Here is a 22960-nt window from a genome sequence, read left to right as displayed (position 1 = left end):
GGTTTGATAAGTGGAAACGGAAACGCCGCCGGACGATGCCGCCGGCGTGATCTGCGTTCGAAAAGGAAGAAGACCGCTATTCGGCGGCTTCGCGAAAACCTTCGGAGACGGCATCCGGGTCGATGTCGCCCTCATCCGGCTCTTCGACGGAGCCATCGACGTCGGTGGCGTCTTCGTCCTCGACGATCTCGTTGTGGGCCTTCCAGTCGGCGAGTTCGTTCGCTTCGGGCGCGAACAGCGCCGACGCATGCACGAAGCGTTCTTGGCTGAAATGCTCGACAAGCGCGGCACGAGTGTCGCGGACCTTGTTGCGGGGTAGAACCGAGGTCTCCGCGCACGCGGCCTCAAGCGCCTGCCGTGAGAGGCAGAGGAGGAAGTCCTCCGTTCCCATATTGGGCAGGAAGCTGTCGGCTCCGACAACCGCGCCGGCGATCCGCGAGACAATGCCGCTGTTCGACATGTTGCGGCGGCACGACAGCACCTCAATCAGCACCGAGCGCACAGCAACGCGCAACGTGTCCTTGTCAAAGGCGAGATTGCCGGTTTCATCGACGAGCATCGCGGCGTGCGGTGCGATCTGGCTGCGGAACGAACCGGTATTGCCCGAGCCGGAATCGACGCGGATGTTTTGACCGGCAAAGGCGATGACGAGCAGCGCCATCAGCGTGTCGTCCTCGATCGGTGCGCGTTGAAGCGCTTCGTGCAACGCGTCAGTGCGGAAGTCGCCGATCATGTCCTGTCCCTTCTGGGTAACATCGGGGCGCTGCGCCGGCGCGACGGCGCCTCCGTCGGCGGCCTTGCCTTTCGCCGCCTTCGGCTCGGGCATCCGGTAGACGACCGACTGCACCTTGCCGTCGCGGTCGAGATACATGGCCGTATGGTCGGATTTCTTCGGCTTGCCGTAGACGCGTTCGGCCTTCTTCGGCAATTCCGGCTGGCCCCAATTGTTGGACTCGGTGATCATGCCGTTCTTGGGCAGGTTGTTGGTCATCCACTCCTGCTGGGCGCCAAGGAAAGCCTCGACGTCGGTTGTGTAGCGGCTGTCCTCGTCCGCGGGCGCAAAGAGGTCCTCGACCCAGGCGATGCCGTAGGCCTGAGCGAGCTCGTCGTCGAAGCTGGCGTCACGGGCATACATGCGGGTCTTGGAGAGGCCGTTGGCGACCGACCACCACGAGGTGGTCTCATTCTTCTTCGGCTTGTGGGCCTTCCAGACTTCTTTCTGCTCGGCAATCGACGCGGCCGCGATCGTCCTGAGCTGCCGCTCGTCCGGCATGTCGCCCTTCGCCATCTGGTCCAGCATGGCGGGAAGCACATTAGCGAGCAGCCGCAGCTTCTTGATCTGGCGCACCGAAAGCGACAGCGCCGCGGCGATGCCTTCCTCGGTCCAGCCGAGCGCGACGAGCCGCTCGATGGCCCGCCACTGATCGACGGGGTTGAGCGGTTCGCGGGCGATGTTCTCGACCATGGAGCGCATGGCGCCGCCATCCTCTGCGGCATCGGTCACGATGACCTCGATCTCCTCGAGTTCAGCCGCGATCGCGCCCCTGGTCCGGCGATGGCCGGCCTGGATGATGAAGCCGTTACCGCCATCGGCTTCGGGGGAGACGACGGGCGGCTGGATGATGCCGACGGCCTTGATGGTCGCGGCGAGCAGCGCATCGCCCTGCGGCGTGGATTTGCACTTGCGGGCGTCGTCGGGATTGTCCTTCAGCGCGCGCGGATCGATCTTGATGATATGCATGGGAAGCTCCTGTTCGAGGATTTTGGGGCCAGCACCACGCTGGCTCCCTTTCTCGTCTTCTTCTCGAAGACATCCCCGGGACCGCGGAGCGGGCGGGCCGGTGCAACTGCGGCCGAGCGTCCCTGCCCGGCCGGACAAGCGGGGCTGACAAGCCCTGCGAAGGACGACGGGCCGGGATGGCGCAGGCGGCGGTTGAGCGGAAGCGTCACTGGACCCGACCGGTCTGCGACCGGTCCCCCTCCCGCTCTTTTCCTTTCCTCAGGCCGCCTCCATGGCCTTCTTTCCCTCCTCCAGGACCTCGTCTGCCAGATCGGCCTCGATTTGATCGAGCTGCCGGCGTTTGTCGGCAAGCTCCTCCTCGAAGCCGAATTCCCCGCCCTGGCGGGACTGGTATGAGGCGAGCCGGCGCTTCGCGTCATCTAGCCGAAACCGGTATTGCGACCGCTCGTCCTCGAAACCGGCCAGGACATGTTCGATGCGCGAGACGGCGCCGAGCGGGGTGACGGTCAGGGCGAGATCGATGTCGGTCTCCGCGCCGGTTCGAGCCAGTGCGACATCGTATTGGAATTCGTCGTTGCCGAAGCGCTGGCCGGAGAAGACCAGATCGAAGCCGCCGATCTTCCCGAGAGTCATCTCCTCCTCCTCCCGCAGATGCACGAGGGTCATGATTTCTTTCATCAGCGCGCGGCCCGCAGGCTTGCGCTCGGTGAAGGATTGTTCGCCGACCGTCATGGCGAAGGCGTCGCCGGCAGTCGGAATTCTGCGCTCGATATCCTTGCCGATCTCACCGATCCGCCGCGTATCATGTTCGATATCGCGCTCGGCATTGCGGATCTGGCGGCGAACGGCGAAGAGATCGTCGCGATGGGCCGCGCGCAAGCGTTCGAGCCGCGCAATGTCGGCTTCGAGGCCTGCCTTCTGCATCAGCCGCTGATCGCCGGATGCGATGGCCTTGGCCATGGCGAACTGGTTGGCCTGGCCCTCGCCCAGATCGTCCAGCCGGCGCACGGACGTGTCGCCGGAGAGCGCGGCGGCAATGAAGCGGGCCTTGCGCTCGTTGTTCTGCCACATCTGCGCGTCCATCGAACCTTCGGTGGCATAGGCGAAGATATCGATCTCCTCATGCTGGTTGCCCTGCCGCTCGATGCGGCCCTCCCGCTGTTCAATCTGCGAGGGGAGCCAGGGCACGTCGAGGTGGTGGAGCGCCTTGAGGCGAAGCTGCGCGTTGACGCCGGTGCCCATCGTTTCCGAGGAACCAATCAGGAAGCGGACCTTGCCGGCATTCACATCGGCAAACAGCCGGTGCTTGGCCTCGGTCTTCTTGTAGTCCTGCATGAAGGCGATTTCGGAGGCCGGAACGCCAAGACGGACGAGTTCGTCGCGGATCCAGCGATAGGCGGAAAAGCCACGGGATTTCTCGACACTGATCGTGCCGAGATCGGAAAAGATCATCTGCGCCCCACCGGGCAGATCGAAGGGCTTGCCGTCGCGGGTCAGGTAGGTATTGGCGGCCGTCTCGCGCCAGATGCGCAAAGCATTGGCGATCAGCTTGTTGAGCTTGTTGTCCGGCTCATTGTCATTGTCGGGATCGACCAGGCGGAGATCGATCGCTGCGTGGCGGCCATCCGTGATGACGGAGAGCAGGATGTCATCGCCGGGCTGCGCCGGACCCTCGCGCTTTTCTATTCGCTTGATGCGCGCCTCGAGGACCTGCTGGTAGAGCTCGAAGTCGTCGGTCGGTTTGACGGTGACGATCTGCCGTTTGCCGGTCGAGACGGCCGGGATTTTCACATATTGCTTCAGATCCTCCGGCAACACGACATCGGCGAAGGAGCGGAACATGGCGATCAGCTCCGGCACATTGACGAAGGTCGCGAACCGCGAGACGGGCTTGTATTTGCCCGAGGGCTGCAGCTCGAGTTCGGTCGCCACGTCGCCGAAGGTCGAGGCCCAGGCGTCGAACTCGTGCAGTCCGCGCTCTTTCAGTGCGTCGAAACCGAGGAAGCGCTGCACCGAGAACATTTCGCCGAGCGTATTGGTGATCGGCGTGCCGGATGCGAGCACGAGCGCCCGGCCGGGGTTCTTCGTGTCGATGAACCGCGACTTCACATAGAGGTCCCAGGCGCGCTGCGAGCCGTTGGGGTCGACGCCCTTCAGCGTCGACATGTTGGTGGCGAAGCTCAGCTTGCGGAACTCCTGCGCCTCGTCGACGATGATCTGGTCGACCCCAATCTCGGAAATCGTCAGGAGATCGTCCTTGACCGAGCCGAGCGATTCCAGCCGGTCCTTCAGGCCCTCCTTCAGCCGCTCGAGCCGCTTGCGCGACACCCGGTCGTCGCCCTCGACCCGGGTGAGCAGCTCCTCGTAGAGCGCCAGCTCATCCTCGATCATCTGCCTTTCGAATTCGGCCGGGACGGCGATGAACTTGAAGGCCGAGTGGGTGATGATGATCGCGTCCCAATTGGCCGTCGCGGCGCGCGACAGGAAGCGATGGCGTTTGTCTTTGGTGAAGTTGGTCTCGTCGGCAACGAGGATCCGCGCCGTCGGATAAAGCGCCAGGAACTCGCGGGCGGCCTGCGCCAGGCAATGGCCGGGCACGACCAGCATGGCTTTCGAGATCAGGCCAAGCCGGCGTTGCTCCATGATGGCGGCTGCCATCGTCATGGTCTTGCCGGCGCCGACGGCGTGGGCGAGATAGGTCGCGCCCGAAGAGATGATTCGCCAGATGCCGCGTTTCTGGTGGCCATAAAGAACAAAGGCGCCAGAGGCGCCCGGCAGCTGGAGATGCTCCCCGTCGAAGGATCGGGGCGCGATATTGTTGAAGGTGTCATTATAGACCCGCGCCAGCCGGTCGGACCGGTCCGGATCGGACCAGACCCATGTCTGGAAGGCGGTCTTGATCTTGCTGAGCTTCTCCTTGGCCGCCTCGGTGTCGACGACATTGAGGACCCGGCGCTCGCTGTCCCCGTCTTTCACCGTATCGAAGATCTGCGGGATGCGGCTGTTCAGGGCATCGGCGAGCAGCTCGCCGGCATGCCGGCGCTTGGTCCCCCATTCGGACGTCCCCTCGGCGCGGTAGGCGAGCATGCGGGCGTCGACCGTCCAGGAGGCGAGTTCTGGCATGTGACGGATTCGGATGTCGGTCCCCATCGTCTCCCAGACGAAATCGACGACATCGCTGGCGGGAATCCACGGCGCGCCAAGCCGGGCGGTGATCTCGGACGGGCTGAGATCGGCCGGTTGTACTCCCTCGAGCGCCTCGACATTGCGGCAGTAAGCCGGGTCGAGCTCAGCGGCCGCCTCTGCGATCGCCAGCTTGTCGCGCACCGGGCCGGAGAGATAGGCGTCGGATGTCTGCCAGGAGCCGTTGGCGGGATCCCGGTAGATCGCGCTGCCGAGTTCCTCGATGACGGTGTCGCGGTCCTCGTGCAGCAGTTCGGCGATGTGATCGGGATCGACATGGCCGCGCTCGTTGAGGACGACGGCGAGCGCATCGGCGGCATTGGTGATCACGGGCGGCGATGGCGGGGCGATCACCCGTTCGGAAAAGATCGGTCCGGGCTTGGCCGTATCCGTGTCGAGATCGTAGGTCTCGATGGAGGCGACCAGCCAGCAGTCCGGATCGTCGAGGAAGGGTTGCAGGTTCGGGCGGCGATGCGTCTCGCGGGTCTCCCCCGTCGCCTCGTTCTCCGTGATCGACACCTTGGTGTGATTGATCGGACCGAAGTCGCGCACGAAGCTCGACCAGGCGATGCGCAGCTTCACCTGAAGGTCGCGCCACGACTGATCGGTCTCCTGGGCCTTCAGGACCGCGCGTACCGCGTCGCGCACCGGGATCAGCTTCCTGACGATGTTGATCTGCTTTTCCGAGAAGCCTTCGCCGGATCGGCCCTTGCGGACGGGAACCGGAGCGGGTTTGCCGTCGAGCACCTGCATCAGGCCCCTCGACGCATCTGAGACAAAACTGCCCTCGCGGATATGGGCATCCTCGGTTTTGACGACGTCGGTCTGGGCCATCCCAAGTTCGAGATCGACATCGATCACGTCAGGCTTCCCGTCATAGAGGTCGTCCGGAAGGGAGAGGATGGCCGCGTCCAGATCGGCCGCGAGGTCGCCGTCACCGGCGAGGCAGGTGTAGGCTTCGCCGAAGGGACCGGATGTGGTCGCGTGGCGGCCAAGGACATGATCGGGGTGGTCGGCGAACCAGCGGTTGACCCGGATGGCGTCGCTGTCCTCGCTCGCGGGAACGACTTCGGCAAGATCGAGCCAGCTTGCGTCGCCCTGCGGCTCGCCCGGCTTGCGCTTGCGGAAGAACAGGATGTCGACCACCACGTCCGTGCCCGCATCGGCCCGAAAGCTGCCTTCGGGCAGACGGGTCGCGGCGATCAGATCGGCCGACTTGGCAATGTGCTCGCGGGCCGTCGCGTCCGTCTTGTCCATCGTGCCCGAAGAGGTGACGAAAGCGGCGAGCGCGCCGGGTTTCAAAAAGTCGATCGACCGAGCAATGAAATAGTCATGCAGCCGCAATCCCATCGACCGATAGGCCCGATCCGAGCGAACGGTCCGGTCGGAAAACGGCGGATTGCCGATGGCGAGATCGAAATGCGCCGGCAGATCGGTGCGCGCGAAATCGGCCTCGATGATCCGGGCGACCGGCTGCAGGAGCCGGGCGATGCGCGCAGTGACCGGATCGAGCTCGACGCCGGTCACGAAAGCAGCTTCTCGCAACGCCTTCGGCATGAGTACGGGAAACAGTCCTGTGCCTATCCCCGGTTCGAGGACGCGGCCGCCGCGCCAGCCGAGCCGTTCGAGACCCTTCCAGATTGCCCGGACGATAAACTCGGGCGTGAAATGGGCATATTGCGTGCAACGGGCCAACAAGGCGTAGTCGGCCTCGTTCACGGATGCCTGCAGCTCCTCACCCAGCTCTTCCCATCCCTTGCGGAATCCCTCCTCGCCGGGCCGGGTGAAGATGGTATTGGCCAGATCGGAGGCGCCGAAGCCGGTGAACCGGATGAGGCGCGCCTGCTCGGCTTGAGTCGCGGGCCGATCCTCGGCCACGATCGCCCCGGCTAGAGCAATGGCATCGAGATTGTCGCGGGCGCGGGCTTTCCAGCCTTTTGCCAGAGCGCGGTGTCCGGAAAGATGGAAGTTGTTGCCGCGCTCGGGGACTTCGGCGCCCGACTGATCGAGCAGTCTTTCGGTTGCGGGGGACTTGGGTGATCCAACGGCCGGCGGATCGGGTTCGGTGATTTCGGTTTTGGGTGCCGGACTTTCGGCAAAGGCGGTTACGCCAAGGCCGAGCCCCGAGGACAAGGCCGAGCTACCGAACATGTCTAGGGTGAAAGGGTCGTGGTCTGACATTGGTGGATTCTCCTGTGATGCGGGCGCACGAAGCCGCGCCGCCGGGCGAGCCGGCAGCGTCGGATAGGTGCGGGAGTGGAAGTGCGGTTAGCGGGTGATCAGCGAGAACGAGATGTCGTTCTCGGTGAGCTGGATGCCGAGATGAGTGATCCCGAAGCTCCGGTTGAAGCTTGGGACCAGCAGATCGGCATCGATGAATTCGATGCCGTCATCGCCGCCGAAGTGCCGGCGCTTGTAATCCCACCAGTCGGTATCGCCCTTCGGATGGCATTCGGTCGAATAGACGACGAGCGGTTTCTGGCCCTCGGCGAGCTTGCCGTTTGAGAGAATGTAGACCCCCTCGTCGCCAACGAGCCAGAAGCCGGGCTTTTCGCCCTCTCCCGGACGGGTGCCATAGTAGGGATTGCGGAAGCCGCCATTGGCGGCGGCATCCTCTTCGCCGCGCGCGATGACCTTGCGCACCGCAAGAACCGGAAATGTGAACATGACCGACCTCACGCAGCTTCTGGCAGCGGCAGGTGGCGCAGGTGGACGGGCAGCTTCTCGGAGATCTGCTGATCGGTCAGGCTCTCGAGCAGTTCGAACCGCGTGCCCGGCTTGCCGTAGACGATGACGGTGCGCTTGCCGCGATGTTCTGGCCGGAAGTCCGCGCCGGCATAGCCGCGATACTTGTCGTGGGTGGCGCTCCAGATATGCTCGATCCGCTCTTCGCGGGTCATCGCCTTGACCGGCTGCCGTTCGCGCTCGACGATGGCATCCCGCGTCTCATAGGGCGAGCGGCGATCGGACAGATCGCAATAGGCGTGGAAGTAGCGCGCGACGCCATTGATGCTGAGCGTATAGAAGACGCTGGTGATGCTGCCGGTCAGGAATTCGCGCATGGCGAACATCTCGCCACGCATCCAGAGCGGCGGCAGGATCTCGAGCATGTAGTCATGCTCGGCGCGGGCGATCTCGAACCACTCGCCGGCGTAAAGCTTGGCTCCGTCGGTCTGCCAGCGATCGGGTCGCTGCGCATGGCGGTCGAATAATCTGAACATCTGGTGGCGGTCGGCGATTCCGAAATGGATCTTGCGGATGGGAGAGGTCATGGCGGGCTCCTTTTGGGCCTGTCCCGGGCTGGAGCGCGGCGCACCCTCATCGGCGTCACCATCTTCTTCAGCCCTTCCGGACCCCTTCCCGCAGCCGCCTCTCCGTCCGGCCGGGTCAAGGGCCGGCGTCAGCCGGGCGGAGCTTCACCCTTGAGGCGGACGGCGGGCATGCGGCAGCCGTCCTCCTTCTTTCCATCCTTCCTTCTTCTTCCTGCCTTCAGATCCTCGTTCCAGTCCTCCAGCACCGGCCGCAGCCGCACGAACCCGCAACCGGCATCGGCGGCGAGCGCCTCGAGCCGCGCGGCAAAGCTCTCCCCTTGGGCATTGTTGTCGGTGGCCGCGACCAGAAGGGCGTCCGCCCGGACGGCGAGATCGAGCAGGGCCTCGGAGCTCGCCGGCGACCAACCGCCTCCAGTGCTCAGATAGCGGGTGTCAGGGCGCTGTTCCTCGAGTGCGGCAAGGCTCATGGCGTCGATCGCCGCCTCGGCGACGCAAAGCCGCGGCCCATCGACGGGCCCGAGCCGGAAAAGCACTTTCGCACCGCCGGTCGCAAAACCACGCCAATCCGGCCCGCGTTCTTCCCAGCCGGTCACGGCGCCCGTGCGATCGCGGTGCGCCGCCCACATGCTCCCACGGGGGCCTTCGCGCAGGATATCCTGGGTGATGGCAGATCTCAGGATCGCTTCGGGAATGTCACGCCCGTCGCGCAGATAGCGCCATGTTGCCGAGCCAGGCCAAGGCTTGCGCCGCGCGTTCCAGCGTTCGGGGATGGTGAGGTCGGGCGCGCGCTCGCGCGATTGCCGCTTCCATTCCGGTTCTGAAGGGACGAAGCCGACCAGATCGGCGACGACATAAAGCGCCGCCGCAAAGGGAAGGCCGTCGAGATGTTCGACCAGGCGAAAGACGTCGCCCTTGGCATCAGACAGGGGATCGAACCAGCCCTGCCCGTCATGGATGACGATGATGATGTCGTCGCCGCGGCGGTACTTGACCGCCCGGCGCGTGCTTTCTTTGGGGTCGACGGCAAAGCCGGCGGTCTCGAGCACTGCGCCGCAGGCGACCTTTCCCTTCAACTCTTCCAGGTCTGCTTTTTCCATTCTCTTTTCCGCGTCCGGCGCGGTCCTCTCTCCGGTTTCCGCTCCCTATTTTGTAGGGGCGGCAACCCGGAGGCCGCGAAGAGCAAGGCAGGACAAGGGCGCTGATGGCAAGCCGGCATTTGTGCCGGGTCGCAGTTTTCGGGGCCAGAAGCGGCGAAGCCTCCCTTGCCGGCCGCCGCGCGCAAGCGGCACCAAGGGTGTTTTTGGCAGTTCTCCAATTCCCCCGGCCGCCCGGCGTCAGGGATGGCCGCCCGGATGGGGGAAGACCGCTTGCGGGCTTCAGCTTTGCCAACAGCCCGGCCCGCAGGGCGACGCCAATCTGCTTCTTCAACACGGCTGCAGCCGCATCCCGAAGCCGAGGTCGGAGCCGACACGCCAGCGCGCCTCTCAACCCTTTTGGACCGCTTTCCCGTCACGGCCCCGCTTTTTGAAGATCGTCCAGATACCCATCGCAACCGGAGAAATAGCCCTCGAGTCCGTGCATGACGTCGGTAAGCCTGTGGAGGTCGATTTCCTGATGCGCAAGGAGAACGGGATTGCCCTTGGTGTCGACGGGATAGCGATAAGAGAATGATCTTGGATCCACCTTTGCAAACTCCAGAATGATCTTTTCGACGGTTGCGTCGGTGCCTTCGGCATCATCGTGACCATAGCCCTCCAGAACCTTCAAGAAGGTCTCCCAGAGGGATTTGAGGTCGTGGGTGTTCCATTCGGCCTTGATACCGACGGTGTGACCGTAGGTGGCGATCAGGAATTTGAGCGACAATTCGATGAACTGCCGGTAGTTGAAGACAACCGGAAAGACGAGGACATCGCCGTCATGGCGATCACGGGCGACCTGGGCGACCATGAGGTCGCCGGCCATTTTGTAGCCGTTCATCATCATGACGATGCGGCCGTGGCCAAACCGGTCGATGTATGCGTTTTGCTCCCAGTCTTCCGATTGCGTGAACGGCGCGTTCCCTTCCGTCGGCCAGCGGAAATCCGTGTGCAGAAGGGACTCGAAGTCCGGTTTTTCCTCTATGTCGTCGACCATGGGGCGGCATTCTCCTTTCGCTTCCCGCGTTTAGGAAGATAACCCTTGGGGCGGCTCATCAATGTCGAGGTCCGCGAAATCGTCGATGTAGTCCCGCGCGCGGCGCGGAAAAAACGCGCCAAGCTCGCCGAAGTCGAGCCGGCATTTGCGAAGCTGGAAGGTTCCGTGTTGCTCCCGCATCTCATAAAACTTTACGGGGCGGCGACGATCCTCGAGCGCCTTGAAGATCGTGTATTTCAAGGCTGAGTCGCATCTGATCCCGAAAATGACCTCTTCGAGCTCGAGCGGAGAATTCTGCACGCCGCGGGTGCCGATCAGCCGCCATTCCTGTTCATAGCGCCATGAGCTGGCCTTGCGGAGCAGGACTGCATCATCGACCCGCCGTCGGGCGGCTGGGTCATGATCCATGATGGCGACATCGCTTGCCTTGACGTTCCGGCTGCCGCGGTACTCGATCTTGTTCAGTTTGTCGGAGGCGTCTTCGGGAACCGAATAGCCGGCGCAGATGCCGCGGTGCTGGTCGCCGTAATGGCTCCACATCAACGGACAGGTCGCTCGGGCGCCGAACGAGACGATGCCTCTGTCGTAGCGCCTCAGTAGCTCTTCCTCGAGATACTGGGTCAAGAGGAAATGCTCGGGGTCGTCCATCTCGTAGGCCGGATCGCCGGCATTGTAGCGGATTTCGTTGAGCAGGCTGTCTGCACGCTTCCGGCTGTGGCGCGCGATGTGATCGATGGTCTTTGGACCTCGATATTTGAGCGATTTCGCCGCGGTCAACATTTCGGCCTTGATGCGCTGCTCGACGAGGCGGCTGAGGATTTGCTCGAGTTCGTGATCGGTGATGTCGCCCTCGACATTGGGCCGGCTGTCGAGCGGATCGTTGAAGTCTGCGGGATCGGAGAAATAAAGCTGGTCGGCAACCAGCATGTCGAGCACCCGGCCGCTGAACGCGCGAAACTTGTATATGCGACGGGGTATGCGGGTCATGGCCAAATCAGCCCTTCGTGGCGCGGCGTGCAAGAGCCGCAATTGCTGTGCAGATCCTAGAGCTTTTTGCTCTGTTTGTGGCCAGTTTATTTGTTCGCGGAAGGACTCCGCGCTTATCGATTATTGGAATTCGTCTTTGGATTGAAGAACTGAAGACTGTCGCGCCCCGATCCCTTGGCCCGGTACATTGCCGTATCGGCATTCTTCAGCAAATTCTCGGCGTCGGTGGCATCTGCGGGATAAACCGCCAGGCCCATCGAGGACGTCATCGTGACAGTGTGATCATCCAGCGTTATCGGCGCGGAAATGGCTCGGCGGACATTGTTCGCTACCGTCGACAGCGCATTGTAGCATTCCGGTGGCTGGGAAAAAATGACAACGAACTCGTCGCCGCCCAGACGAAGCACCGAGTCGGTGGCTCGCAAGGCCTCGACCATTCTGTTTGCAACAATCTTGAGAAGCTCGTCGCCAGCCGCGTGACCAAGCTCATCATTGATCAGCTTGAAGTTGTCGAGATCGATGAAAGCTGTCGCCACCGAGCCGCGGTTGCGATCGGCATTCGAGATTGCCTGTTCCAAGCGGTCGGTGAGCAAGGATCGATTTGGTAACCGCGTCAATGGATCGTGGTGCGCCAGAAACCTGACCTCTTCTTCGGCCTGTTTTTGTGCTGTGACGTCACGCGCGATGCCGACCAAACCGATTATCGAACCGGATTTGTCCCGGATCGGAATCCGTGACAAACGGATCCAGATTTCCGCTCCGGTGTTCTTGTCGGTGACGGGCGACTCGTAGTCCAGCTGCGCTTCGCCAGTCCGAAACAGCTCCTCTTCCTGGGCCCGAACCTTGGCGGCAACCTCTGGAACATTTATGTCCCAGGTGGTTTTTCCAATGAGCTGGTCCGCCGTCATGTTGCGGCCGGGCAATCCACCGTTGGCCATGACATAACGCCCGTCTCGGTCCTTGATAAAGAGGAAATCCGGGACACTTGCCACCATGATGGACAGGAGGTCCTGATGCGGCCACAAGTGCAAACTTTCGTCTCGAGAAGCAGTGCTCTGCTGAACCCGATCATTTGCATCCGCAAGCCAATCAAGTAGGTCCTGTGCATCCTGTCGCTGACTTGACGCGGAAGGCTGCCGTTTGAATTTCCCCATTCAATCCTCGTTATCCCCTTGGATGGCGACCATGGCTCGGATTGGCGCAACAGGCACAAGACCGCGTGCAGGATTCCGGAGCACCGGCATTGGTAATCGTCGGGCCGTTAAAGATCGTTGAATCAACAACTTGTTGAGGCCGGGAGCTTACAATTAGTGCTGGAACGGTAAATGGGTTCGTAATTATTCGCGCGATATCGAATTTCTTTGTAGAGTATTAGGTGAATAGGGATTTGAGCTTGATAACGCGGCGGATGTCTTTCGCGGCTCCGTTTCCTTGTATTCAGTAATTCCGAAACCCGGCGCGTGGACTTGTCGGGGAAAGGTCATGCGCATTTCGTCAACAGGAGGGTGCACGAAGTCGGAGATTCATCGCGCAATGCCGTTTCTGGCCGAGGGATTCGAACCTTCGGGCCCCAGGTAAGCAGCGGACCCTATTTCGCGATATACCGGTCGCTCCTGTGATTGATGGCAAGAAACACGTTCAGGACGACAGCGCCGATCACCGAGTAAAGGACCGCCGTACGGTCGACAACAGCAAAGCTAAGTCCGAGAATCGTCAGGTCGACGACCAATTGGGTGAGGCCGGCGCGCCAACCAAATCTCTCCTGCAAGAAAACGGCGAGGATGCCCACACCACCAAGGCTTGCCCGGTGGCGAAACAAGGCGAGCATTGCGAAGCCGATCAGCAGACCAGCGACAACCGCGCCCGCGAGGGGATCGACCTCGCCAAATGTGAACAATTTCGGCTGAACCCCAGTCATCACAGACAGCACCGCGATGGCGACAAAGGTCTTGATCGTAAAAGCCCTACCCATGCGCGTAGCAGCCAACACGAAGAATGGCAGGTTGATCAGGAAGAAGACGAGACCGACATTGAAGCCGAAGGCGTAGGAGATAATGAGCGCAAACCCGGCAACGCCAGTCGTGAGAAAATTCAAATGAGCAAGCAGTGCAACGCCTAGCGTCGCGAGAACCGTTCCCGTCACAATCGCCTGGGCATCCTCAAGCGGGTTGTGATGCGTAGCTGTCGAGCGCCAGCCTTCCAATCGCGCCCTGTCAGGAACCGGGCGATCTGCACCGCCGGTCGGCTCGGCGTTTGTGACGGTGCCTGAAGACGGGAAATCGGTGGTGTTTTCTGTTCTCTTCGAGGTCATATAGGCAGGGTTCCGGGAATCTGATCTTTACTCGGCGGCCGCAAGTCTGGCCGCCTCGACCCGGTCTTCTGCCATTTTCATGGCAACGTAGTGCGGAGATCGGTTTTCTATTCGGGAACGATCGAGAACTTTCTGCATCGTATTGACGAGCGTACTGATCTGATCTTCGACCCAGTCGCTGTTCGTGATCTTCTTGATTTCGCGGGCGGCGTTCAAAATGCCACCGGCATTGATCAAAAAGTCTGGCACATAAAGGATATCGGCCCCGTGAAGCAGCTCCGCATCCGACTCGCATCCGAGTTGGTTGTTGGCCGCGCCGGCGACTATTTTCGCTTTGATTTCCTCGATCGAATTGCTCGTCAACGTGCCACCTAGCGCGCAGGGTGCATAGACATCGCACTCGACAGCGTGGAGCCGGTTGGGATCGGCGATATCCGCACCGAACCTTTCGGCGGCCGATCTGCAGCGATCGTGATTCACATCGGAGATGATGAGCTGTGCGCCGCTCGCGCGCAGCATCTCGCACAAATACCAGCCAACATGTCCGACGCCCTGGACCGCAACGCGCAGACCGTCAAGTTCGGAGCGGTCGAACACATTTGCGCAAGCGAGTTTGATCCCTTCAAAGACTCCTCGCGCGGTCACGGGAGACGGATTACCGCTGGCGTATTTGCCTTCGGACAATCCGGCGACATAGCTCGTCTGCGTCCTGACGGCTGCCATGTCCTCGGTCGTGGAACCGACATCTTCGGCAGTGTAGTAGTCGCCCTCGAGTTTCTCGACCGCCCTGCCGAAGGCAAGCATCATCGGCTTGGTCTTTTGCTGCCCATCTCGCAGCATGATCACGGCCTTCCCGCCGCCCAGATCGAGACCCGCAATGGCATTCTTATAGGTCATGCCCCGCGAAAGCCGCAAAACGTCGGAAAGGGCATCGGTCTGGTTCCGATATGACCAAATGCGGCAACCGCCTGCGGCAGGCCCCAAAGTGGTCGAATGGACAGCAATGATTGCCTTCAGTTCCGATGCGGGGTCATCAACAAAAACCACCTTTTCATGCCCGCAAAAATCGGGATGAGCAGTGAAATCCATTATCCATTTCCTCTATGGCTCATGAGCTGCGCACTTGCGAGCGTGACTGACTGCTATCTCGAGCCGAGCAGAATGCTTGCTCAAGATCCCGGACAAGATCGTCAGGATGCTCGAGACCTACCGAAAGCCGGATTAGGCCTTCGGTTACGCCAGCGTTCTTGCGCGCCTCCGGGGACATGCCGGAATGCGTGGTCGAAGCGGGATGACAAACAAGCGATTCTGATCCGCCGAGGGAAACCGCTAGCTTGAACAGCGTCAGCCCGTTCAGGATCCGGAAGGCGAGGTCGCGGTCGTCTTCGACAACAAAGGCAAAGGTAGAGCCTGGCCCATCACATTGACGTCGATAGATTTCTTGGGCTCTCGGATCGCTCTCGTATTCCGGATGCAGCAGTCTGCACGGGATATAGTCGTTGGTCGCAAGCCAATGTGCGACTTTTCTGCCGGACGCGGCAGCGCGCTCCATACGGAGCGTCAACGTCTCCATCGAGCGCGACAGCATCCAGCTCGAATGCGGATCGAGATGGAAACCAAAAACGCCGCGCGCTTGACGAACCGGCTTCAGGTGCTTTGCGGACCCTGTGATACCGCCGGCTACCAGATCCGAGTGACCTCCCACATATTTGCTGAGTGAGTAGACACAGATGTCGGCGCCGCATTCGATCGGCCGTTGGAATACCGGACCGATCATTGTGTTGTCGCAGACGATCAGCGGTGTTTGACCAGTTGCGGTGCCCCATTCATCGGCCACTTCACGCATGAGGCGGATATCGATCAACGCGTTTGTCGGGTTTGCAGGCGTTTCCAGATAGATCATCTTCACTGGCCCGGTCTGCGCGCCTTCTTCCAGAGCGCGCAGCACAGCGTCCTTGCAGGTGCCGTCAGTGAATGGAACTGGCCTCACGCCCCACTGGGGCAAGACATTTCCGAACAAGGCCTCGGTCCCGCCATAGAGTGGAGTGTAATGCACGAAGCTGTCACCCGGGCGTAGATAGGTTAGCGCTACTGCACTGATCGCTGCCATGCCGGACGAGGTCAGCAATGCGGTCTCGGATCCATCACAGATCGCAAGTCTGTCTTCGACTATTTCGGTATTCGGATGGTTGAAACGAGAGTAAACCAATCCTCCTGCGCCCATGCCTTCCGGCACGGGTATGCGGCCGGACGCCAGATCGAAAAACTCTGCGCCTTGCTCGGCATTCTCGAAAACGAAGGTTGAAGTCAGGAAGACTGGCGGCTTTACCGCACCTTCGGATAAGGCGGGGTCATAGCCGTAGGCTGTCATTTGGGTGGCGGGATGAAGTGGCTTTCCACCGAGTTCCGTGCGCCTGAAATTCTTGTCTGGCATCGCAATTCTCACAAAACAATCACCGACACGGCGCTGAAGCCACCGCGTTTTTTGAAGCGCCTAGCGTCAGGCGCGTATCATGATGAGCATAGTGCGAGGCGGCTCACGGTATGACCCACGCGCCGCCTCGCTCCCCCGCCGCACCGCTAACCGATCAGGTCATGGCCTCGGCTGTATCCTCTGCGACGACCTCGAAAGCGGCCTTCAGCAAAGCCTTTGTGTAATCCTCTTTTGGATTGGAAAAGATCTCATCGGCAGGCCCGCGTTCCACAACCTTGCCTGACTTCATGACGATCACATCCTCACAGAGAGCTTTCACAACTTTCAGATCGTGGCTGATGAACAGGTAAGCGAGGTTATGCTTCTCCTGCAGGTCGCGAAGCAGATCGATGATCTGGCCCTGAATGGACATGTCCAACGCGGACGTGGGCTCGTCGAGGACAACAAATTTGGGTTTCAGGATCATGGCGCGGGCAATCGCGATGCGCTGACGCTGGCCGCCTGAGAACTCATGCGGATGACGATGTCGCATTTCTGGATCAAGCCCAACCTCGACCAGGATCGACTTGATCATCTCGTCCCGTTCTTGCCGCGAAGATCCGATGTTGTGAATTCTCAACCCTTCGCCGATGATGTTGGAGACCGATTTGCGCGGGCTCAGCGACCCATATGGATCCTGGAACACGATCTGGATGTCCCGCCGCATGGCCCGCATAGATTCTGCATCCAAAGCCCCCAGGTCGCGACCTTGAAAATGTATGGAACCTTCTCCGTGATTTAGCCGCAGTATCGCCATGCCGAGGGTTGTTTTGCCGGACCCGCTCTCGCCGACGACTCCAACGGTGTGTCCCTCGCGAACGGTCAGATCTACGCCATCAACTGCTTTGAGGTAGGCAGTCGGACGCCGAAGAAAGCCGCCCTTCGTTCCGAACCATACTTTGACGTCGGCCGCCTCCAGAATGACCTTCGCGTCATCTGGCGCCGCCACGGGCTGCCCCTTGGGTTCGGAGTCGAGCAAATGGCGCGTATAGGGATGTTGCGCCGCAGTGAAGATCTGTTTTGTCGGGCCGGTTTCGACGATCTCACCCTTGTTCATCACGCATACCGTATCCGCCATCTTCTCCACGACACCCAGATCGTGGGTGATGAGAAGCAGCGCCATCCCGAGACGCTTCTGCAGGCTTCGGAGCAGTTCGAGAATCTGTGCTTGAACGGTCACATCAAGCGCTGTGGTCGGCTCGTCCGCGATCAACAAATCGGGATCGTTGGCGAGTGCCATAGCGATCATCACACGTTGTCGCTGGCCTCCAGAAAGCTCGTGGGGATAGGCGTTCAGGCGGTCTTCCGGCGACGGGAGCCTTACAAGGGTCAGCAGTTCGATTATTCGCTTTCGCGCCTTCTCACCGCGGATCTTTTTGTGAAGCGCGAGGACCTCGCCGATCTGATGCCCGATCGTCTGAAGCGGGTTGAGAGACGTCATCGGCTCCTGAAAGATCATCGAGATTCTGTCGCCTCGGATGCTCTCCATCTCGCTTTCGCTTGCGCCCATCATTTCCCGGCCCGCGAACAGAATGCTGCCCGAGGTTTCGTTCTTGACCGCGTAGGGAAGCAGCTGGAGGATCGACAGGGCTGTGATCGATTTTCCAGATCCTGATTCACCGACCAGTGCCAGCGTCTCTCCCTTGTTCAACTGAAAGGACACTCCCTTTACCGCCTCGACACGGCTGTCTGTGGACACGAAGTCGACGCGCAGATCCTTTACTGCGAGTAGGGCATTCGAAGGGTTTGGTGCTTGGTGGGTTGCATTCATTGTGGGACGTTCCGCTGGATAGATGTTTGCCTTCAGCCCGCCATGACCGAGTCTACGGCGGCATCAAGCTTCGCCCCGGCCTCCCGAAGTCTGGCGCGTTCGGATAATAGCCATTTCCGGTCGGTCGAAAGCTGGGTTCTGGCAGTTTCCAGCATACGATCAACTTCACCTGGCGAGACGCTCCCCGTTGAGACACGGGTTCGCACAAACACTTCGGGGTCGAGCGCCTCACGCAAAGAAGTCTCATCGATCTCCACGTCCTGACCAACGGTCTGCTGCGCGGCGCGATTGAGATCGGCCAGCGTGATGTTCGTGGGGGCGATCTCCTCTGAAAGGCAGATGCGGACAAGACGAGCCACGATATGGTGGACCTTCCTGAACGAGAGACCGGTATTGCGTACGATCACGTCTGCCAGATTGCTGGCGGTACACCAGCTGCCATTCAGTGCTTCACGCATTCGATCTTCATGCACAATCAAAGTTTCGATGATGCCGGTGAACAGGATCAGCATGCCTTCTGTTGTCTCAAGAGACTCGTCGATAAAGGGCAGATCACGCATGGTCTGATCACCCGTGCCCTCCGCCCGGAAGGTTGCGAGCGCTGCCGCGAGCCAGGTCACCGAGCCGCCGGCGGCCTTCTTGATGGCCTCAAGTCCGGCCGGGTTCTTCTTTTGCGGAAAGATACTGCTGGTGCCGCAATAGGCGTCGCCCGATTCCACAAATCCGAATTCGGTTGCCGACCACAGATGAAGGTCAGTGGAAAGGTCGTTCAATGTCGCCATCAAAATAGAGAGTGCCGCAGCCAATTCCGCAGAGTAGTACCCTTCTCTGCCCAGCTTCGAGTTTTCCAGGACACCACCGAACCCCAACAGTTCAGTCGTTCTGTCTCTGTCGAGTGGCCATGACGTGCCGGCAAGTCCGACAGCGCCGAGTGGATTGAGATTGACTCGTGCATAGACCTCGACGAGCCTGGCGAAATCATCGTTCAATCGTGCGCTGACACTGAGAAGATAATGTCCGAAGACCCAGGGCTGGGCCTGTTGCATGTGCGTATAACCCGGCATGATTGCGCGCGAGTGTCGCTCGGCCTGGGCAACAAGAGCATCCCGGAAATTGTTCAGTTGCTGGAGCACATCGAGAAGGCGGTTTCGTTCGTACAGCCGCCGAACCGTAGTGCCTTGGTCGATCCTGCTGCGGCCTGTATGCATTTGTCCTGCAATATCCTCGCCCATCCGCGCGGATAGATAGGACTCGACTTGAAGCAGGAAGCTGCCCTTGAGGGGATCGGTCGGGAATGTCTGCGGATCGCTGTCGCGCAGTTCCACCAAACCTTTCAGGATGGTACGGGCCACATTTCTTGAGATGATGCCCTGCTCCGCCAACATCACGGTGTGCGCCAGATCAACCAGGTTGAATTCGTGGAAGTGACGTTTCTCATGCTCGAGAACCGGCAGGTCATAATACTTGATGAGACTCTCCGCCGGCGGACTGCTGAGCCGTGCTTCGGTGAGGTAAATCTCTTGTTGGACAACCGGGCTGTTCATTCTCGTTCCAGTTTGTAGTGGGGGTGCCACAGCATGCGCACGCTCGGGCCGACCCGCGAAGAAATCTGATCTGTTCAAATTCGATGTTGGCGAGGCCCAGGCGGGCACGACTAACGGCCGCCCGGGTCTCTCTTCAGGTCAGTGAGCTTGGGAGGATCACTCTTTTGAGACCTGGTCGAGATCGATCAGGCCGGTCGTATAGACCTCGAGGCCTTCGATCCCTTTCGCAATGCCTATCAACTGGACATCGTTGAACAGGGTTAGAGCGTTCGGTGCTTCGTTCCACGCAATGTCCTGCAACTCGGCGAAGTAGGACATGCGTTTGTTATAGTCGAGTTCAACCGCTGCCTTGTCGAGAAGCGCATCGACCTCTGGGTTGTTGTAGCCGGTGAGGTTCGACGGGTCGGTGCTGTAGAACTTGCGGCGGGTGCGCCAGTCCGCTTGCGTAATCCCAGTGCCAAGCAACCACATGTTGGAGTCGTTGCTGCCGTACCCGGTGCCGTTGCCCGGTTGAGGATTGTAGAGAGTCTTCTGGTATGCCGCCCACTCCCAGACCTTGAACTCGGTCTTCAGACCGATTTCGTTCAAGTAGCTCTGGACGACCTCTGCGACGGTCTTGTCCTTCGGATAGCGGCCGTTTGGTGTCCAGATGACAATGGGTTCGGTGACACCGCCTGGAAATGCTTCCGCCAGCAATTCGCGGGCTTTGTCTGGATCGAATGAGTAAGGGCGCTGCGGCACTTGGCCCTGCACTCCCTTCGGGAAGATACCCTCAGGGACCTCACCATAGCCACTGAGGATCTTGTTGATGATCGCCTCACGGTCAATCGCGTGGTTGATTGCCAGGCGCGCGCGTGGGTCGCTGAAAGGTGGTTTTGCCGTGTTGAGCTCAAAGAAAATCTGGAACGAACTCGGTTCGAGAAGAAGCTCCGTCGAGGAGTCGTCCCTGATCTGAGCCGCCGATTCCGGTGCGATATTGAGCGCAATATCGGCGTTGCCGGTTTGCAGCTCGATCGCCCGCGCGGCCCCTTCAGGGATGGGGCGGAAGGTCATTGTCTCGGGCTTTCCGGGTGTGCCGAAGTAGTCTGGGTTGCGCTCGATTACAACGCGCTCGCCGGGAATCCATTCCGAGACCAAATAGGGGCCGGTTCCGATGGGGTGTTGAGCGTAGGTGGCGGGATCCTTCTGAACGGCAGTGGGGCTGTTCATGGAGGCATACATCTCCGCCAGTTTTTCCAGCAGAGTGGGTGACGGCGCGTTTGTCTTGATCTCGACGGTGTAATCATCGACCACATTAATTTCGCTTATCGCCTCGAGCTGCGATCCGTTGGGCGAACCAAGCTCCGGGCTAACGATACGATCAAGATTGAATTTCACCGCCTCAGCGTTGAAGGGCGTGCCGTCCGAAAACCTGACACCCTCGCGTAGATTGAAGGTCCATGTGAGACCGTCCTCGGAAGTCGACCAAGACTCCGCGAGATCCGGTACGATCTCGGACAGGGATGGGCCATTCCATTTCACCAACTTGTTGAACACGTTGCTGAACACAATCTGTGACGGAATGCTGCGCGACACATGCGGGTCGAGCGTGTCGACGTCAGAACCCTGCACCACACGGAGATTGAATTGGGCCAATGCCGTTGTAGGCGACATCATTGAGGTCGCGGTCAATAGGCCGAGTCCCAGCGCCAGGCAGGAACGCCTTGTTAGTTTCATGAAAGCCTTCATTGTTACTCCCCTTTCGTTTCGAGTTTGGCTTTGCGGATCAAAGGGCCTTTCGCGAACGCGGATCGATGTAGTCGCGAAGCGCGTCGCCGATGAGGTCGAAACTCAAGATGACCAGAAACAGAGCAAGGCCCGGCGCGAAGATCACGTGTGGGTGCAACGTGAATTGCGCCCGAGATCCAGCGATCATCGCACCCCATTCCGGGATCGGCGGTTGTGGTCCCAATCCCAGGAAACTCAATCCGGAGCCGATCAGGATCGCTTCCGCCAGCGAGAGCGTTCCCTGTACGATCACCAAGGACGTCGTATTGGGCAGGATGTGGGAGAACAGAATGTTCAGATCCCGGGCGCCGAGCGACTTGGCAGCCATCGTGAACTGCCGGTGCTTCAACGCGAGTACCGGTCCGCGAAACAAGCGGACGTTGGCCGGGATGGTCGAAATGCCAATGGCGAGCGTCAGGCTGACGACGCCGGGCCCGAGGATCGTCACGATGACGATTGCGAACAACGCTCGCGGAAAGGCGATGAGCGAGTCGATCAGACGCATCACGATGCCGGTGAACCAGTTTTCGAAATAACCGCAAAGCCCACCGATTATGACACCGGCCACCATGGCAATTGTGACCGCCAACAAGGCGACGAGCAAAGTGATCCTCGCGCCCCAAACGACCCGGGCAAGTAGATCTCTTCCAAGTTCATCCGTTCCGAGCGGATGGCTTAAGGAAGGCGGCTCTAATGAGTTGAGGAGGTCGACTCGCGTCGCCGTTTCCCAGCTGTAAAGCCATGGCGCGCATAGAGCGGCGACCACAAGAGCTGCGACAACAGCACAGGCCGCGAGCGCAACATAATTCTTGCGATGGACAAGATAGCCGAAGAAGCTCGGCGCGTTCTCTTGCTTACGCATAGGTGATACGAGGGTCGAGAACGCCATAGATCAAGTCCACGATTAGATTGACGATGACAACCGCGGCCGCGAACGCGAGAATCGTTCCCTGTACGACATAGATGTCGCGCGCCAGGATCGCCTCGACCATGTAGCGGCCCATACCCGGCCAGGCGAAAACGGATTCCACGATCACCGCGCCACCAAGGAGACGGCCGAAATCGAGGCCGAGGACTGTGACGATCGGAATGGCCGCATTCCGTAACGCATGACGGTAGGTGACCTTGCGCCAAGAGAGACCTTTGGCTCTCGCCGTCCGAATGAAATCCTCGGACAAGACGTCGAGCATGGTCGAGCGGGTCAAACGGGCAAACGTTGCGACATACGGCAAACCCAGCGTCACGGCGGGGAGCACGAGATGGGCCAGACTTCCGCGGCCTGTCGGCGGTAGCAACCCTAATTGCAATGAGAACACGAACATCAGGACGAGGCCCAGGAAGAACCCGGGTGTGGAGATGCCCAGCACCGCGATGCTGGTGACAATTCGGTCAGCAGGCCCGCGCGGATGAAGCGAGGAATAGATACCGAGGGGAACACCCAATAAGACCGCGATTGCCATCCCCGCGATCGTCAGCTCCAAGGTCGCAGGAAAAGTTCGGGCGATACCTTCCGACACCGGCGCAAGGGTCCGAAACGAAGTTCCAAGATCGCCCTGGAGGAGTTTGCCGAGATAAATTGCGTATTGGACGGGCAAAGGTTTATCGAGGCCGTAGTTCACCCGGATCTGCTCGATGTCGGACGCCGAAGCATCCGGCCCGGCGGCCATCCTGGCGGGATCACCCGGAATAAGGTGAAGGACCAAGAAAACGGCGATCGATACGCCGAGCAGCATTGGCACGAGCATCAGCAGGCGTCTGAGGATGTAATTCACCATGGT

At 60.4% G+C, this 22960-nt stretch carries 16 protein-coding genes; all 16 read right to left on the bottom strand.

Translation table 11 applies throughout. The annotated features are described in order from the left end of the window. Positions 1–76: 76 nt before the first annotated feature. The 16 genes from O6760_RS30830 to O6760_RS30755 all read right to left on the bottom strand — a co-directional run bounded on the left by O6760_RS30830 (position 77) and on the right by O6760_RS30755 (position 22957). On the bottom strand, positions 77–1741 hold the full coding sequence (locus tag O6760_RS30830; protein WP_269586438.1) for a ParB/RepB/Spo0J family partition protein: 1665 nt from the start codon (positions 1739–1741) through the stop codon (positions 77–79). 258 nt (positions 1742–1999) lie between these two features. Then, a complete protein-coding gene (locus O6760_RS30825) occupies positions 2000–7105 on the bottom strand; it encodes a DEAD/DEAH box helicase family protein (protein WP_269586437.1) in 5106 nt (1701 codons plus the stop codon). 87 nt (positions 7106–7192) lie between these two features. Beyond that, positions 7193–7591 (bottom strand): DUF3085 domain-containing protein, encoded by a 399-nt coding sequence (locus O6760_RS30820; RefSeq protein WP_269586436.1) that lies wholly within the window; start codon positions 7589–7591, stop codon positions 7193–7195. A gap of 8 nt (positions 7592–7599) precedes the next feature. Beyond that, positions 7600–8196, bottom strand: a complete 597-nt coding sequence (locus O6760_RS30815; protein ID WP_269586435.1) for a DUF1419 domain-containing protein — start codon at positions 8194–8196, stop codon at positions 7600–7602. A 128-nt stretch (positions 8197–8324) separates the two neighbouring features. Continuing rightward, positions 8325–9293, bottom strand: a complete 969-nt coding sequence (locus tag O6760_RS30810; protein ID WP_269586434.1) for a DUF3991 and toprim domain-containing protein — start codon at positions 9291–9293, stop codon at positions 8325–8327. A gap of 412 nt (positions 9294–9705) precedes the next feature. Then, positions 9706–10329 carry a hypothetical protein gene (locus O6760_RS30805; RefSeq protein ID WP_269586433.1) on the bottom strand — a complete coding sequence of 208 codons (624 nt, stop codon included), beginning with the start codon at positions 10327–10329 and terminating at the stop codon, positions 9706–9708. A gap of 30 nt (positions 10330–10359) precedes the next feature. Then, positions 10360–11256, bottom strand: a complete 897-nt coding sequence (locus O6760_RS30800) for a DUF2971 domain-containing protein (RefSeq protein ID WP_269586432.1) — start codon at positions 11254–11256, stop codon at positions 10360–10362. Positions 11257–11429: 173 nt separating this feature from the next. Beyond that, positions 11430–12470 (bottom strand): GGDEF domain-containing protein, encoded by a 1041-nt coding sequence (locus O6760_RS30795; RefSeq protein WP_269586431.1) that lies wholly within the window; start codon positions 12468–12470, stop codon positions 11430–11432. 434 nt (positions 12471–12904) lie between these two features. Next, positions 12905–13627 (bottom strand): YitT family protein, encoded by a 723-nt coding sequence (locus tag O6760_RS30790; protein WP_269586430.1) that lies wholly within the window; start codon positions 13625–13627, stop codon positions 12905–12907. Between the two features lie 27 nt (positions 13628–13654). Further along, on the bottom strand, positions 13655–14716 hold the full coding sequence (locus O6760_RS30785) for a Glu/Leu/Phe/Val family dehydrogenase (protein WP_269586429.1): 1062 nt from the start codon (positions 14714–14716) through the stop codon (positions 13655–13657). 19 nt (positions 14717–14735) lie between these two features. Further along, positions 14736–16061 carry a cystathionine gamma-synthase family protein gene (locus tag O6760_RS30780; protein WP_269586428.1) on the bottom strand — a complete coding sequence of 442 codons (1326 nt, stop codon included), beginning with the start codon at positions 16059–16061 and terminating at the stop codon, positions 14736–14738. Between the two features lie 154 nt (positions 16062–16215). Continuing rightward, positions 16216–17871, bottom strand: coding sequence for an ABC transporter ATP-binding protein (locus O6760_RS30775; protein WP_269586427.1), 1656 nt, complete (start codon positions 17869–17871; stop codon positions 16216–16218). Positions 17872–17903: 32 nt separating this feature from the next. Then, a complete protein-coding gene (argH, locus tag O6760_RS30770; protein ID WP_269586426.1) occupies positions 17904–19415 on the bottom strand; it encodes an argininosuccinate lyase in 1512 nt (503 codons plus the stop codon). Positions 19416–19571: 156 nt separating this feature from the next. Beyond that, complete coding sequence (locus O6760_RS30765) at positions 19572–21143, bottom strand: glutathione ABC transporter substrate-binding protein (protein WP_269586425.1); 1572 nt, start codon at positions 21141–21143, stop codon at positions 19572–19574. Positions 21144–21180: 37 nt separating this feature from the next. After that, positions 21181–22071, bottom strand: coding sequence for an ABC transporter permease (locus O6760_RS30760; protein WP_269586424.1), 891 nt, complete (start codon positions 22069–22071; stop codon positions 21181–21183). Beyond that, positions 22037–22957 (bottom strand): ABC transporter permease, encoded by a 921-nt coding sequence (locus O6760_RS30755; RefSeq protein WP_269586423.1) that lies wholly within the window; start codon positions 22955–22957, stop codon positions 22037–22039. The genes O6760_RS30760 and O6760_RS30755 overlap by 35 nt, the downstream gene beginning before the upstream one ends. Between the last annotated feature and the right edge of the window lie 3 nt (positions 22958–22960).

Origin of the sequence: Roseibium sp. Sym1 (assembly GCF_027359675.1) — a bacterium.
Lineage (GTDB): Bacteria > Pseudomonadota > Alphaproteobacteria > Rhizobiales > Stappiaceae > Roseibium.
The sequence above is the reverse complement of the archived record's forward strand: the minus strand, read 5'-3'. Positions and strand labels throughout refer to the sequence as shown.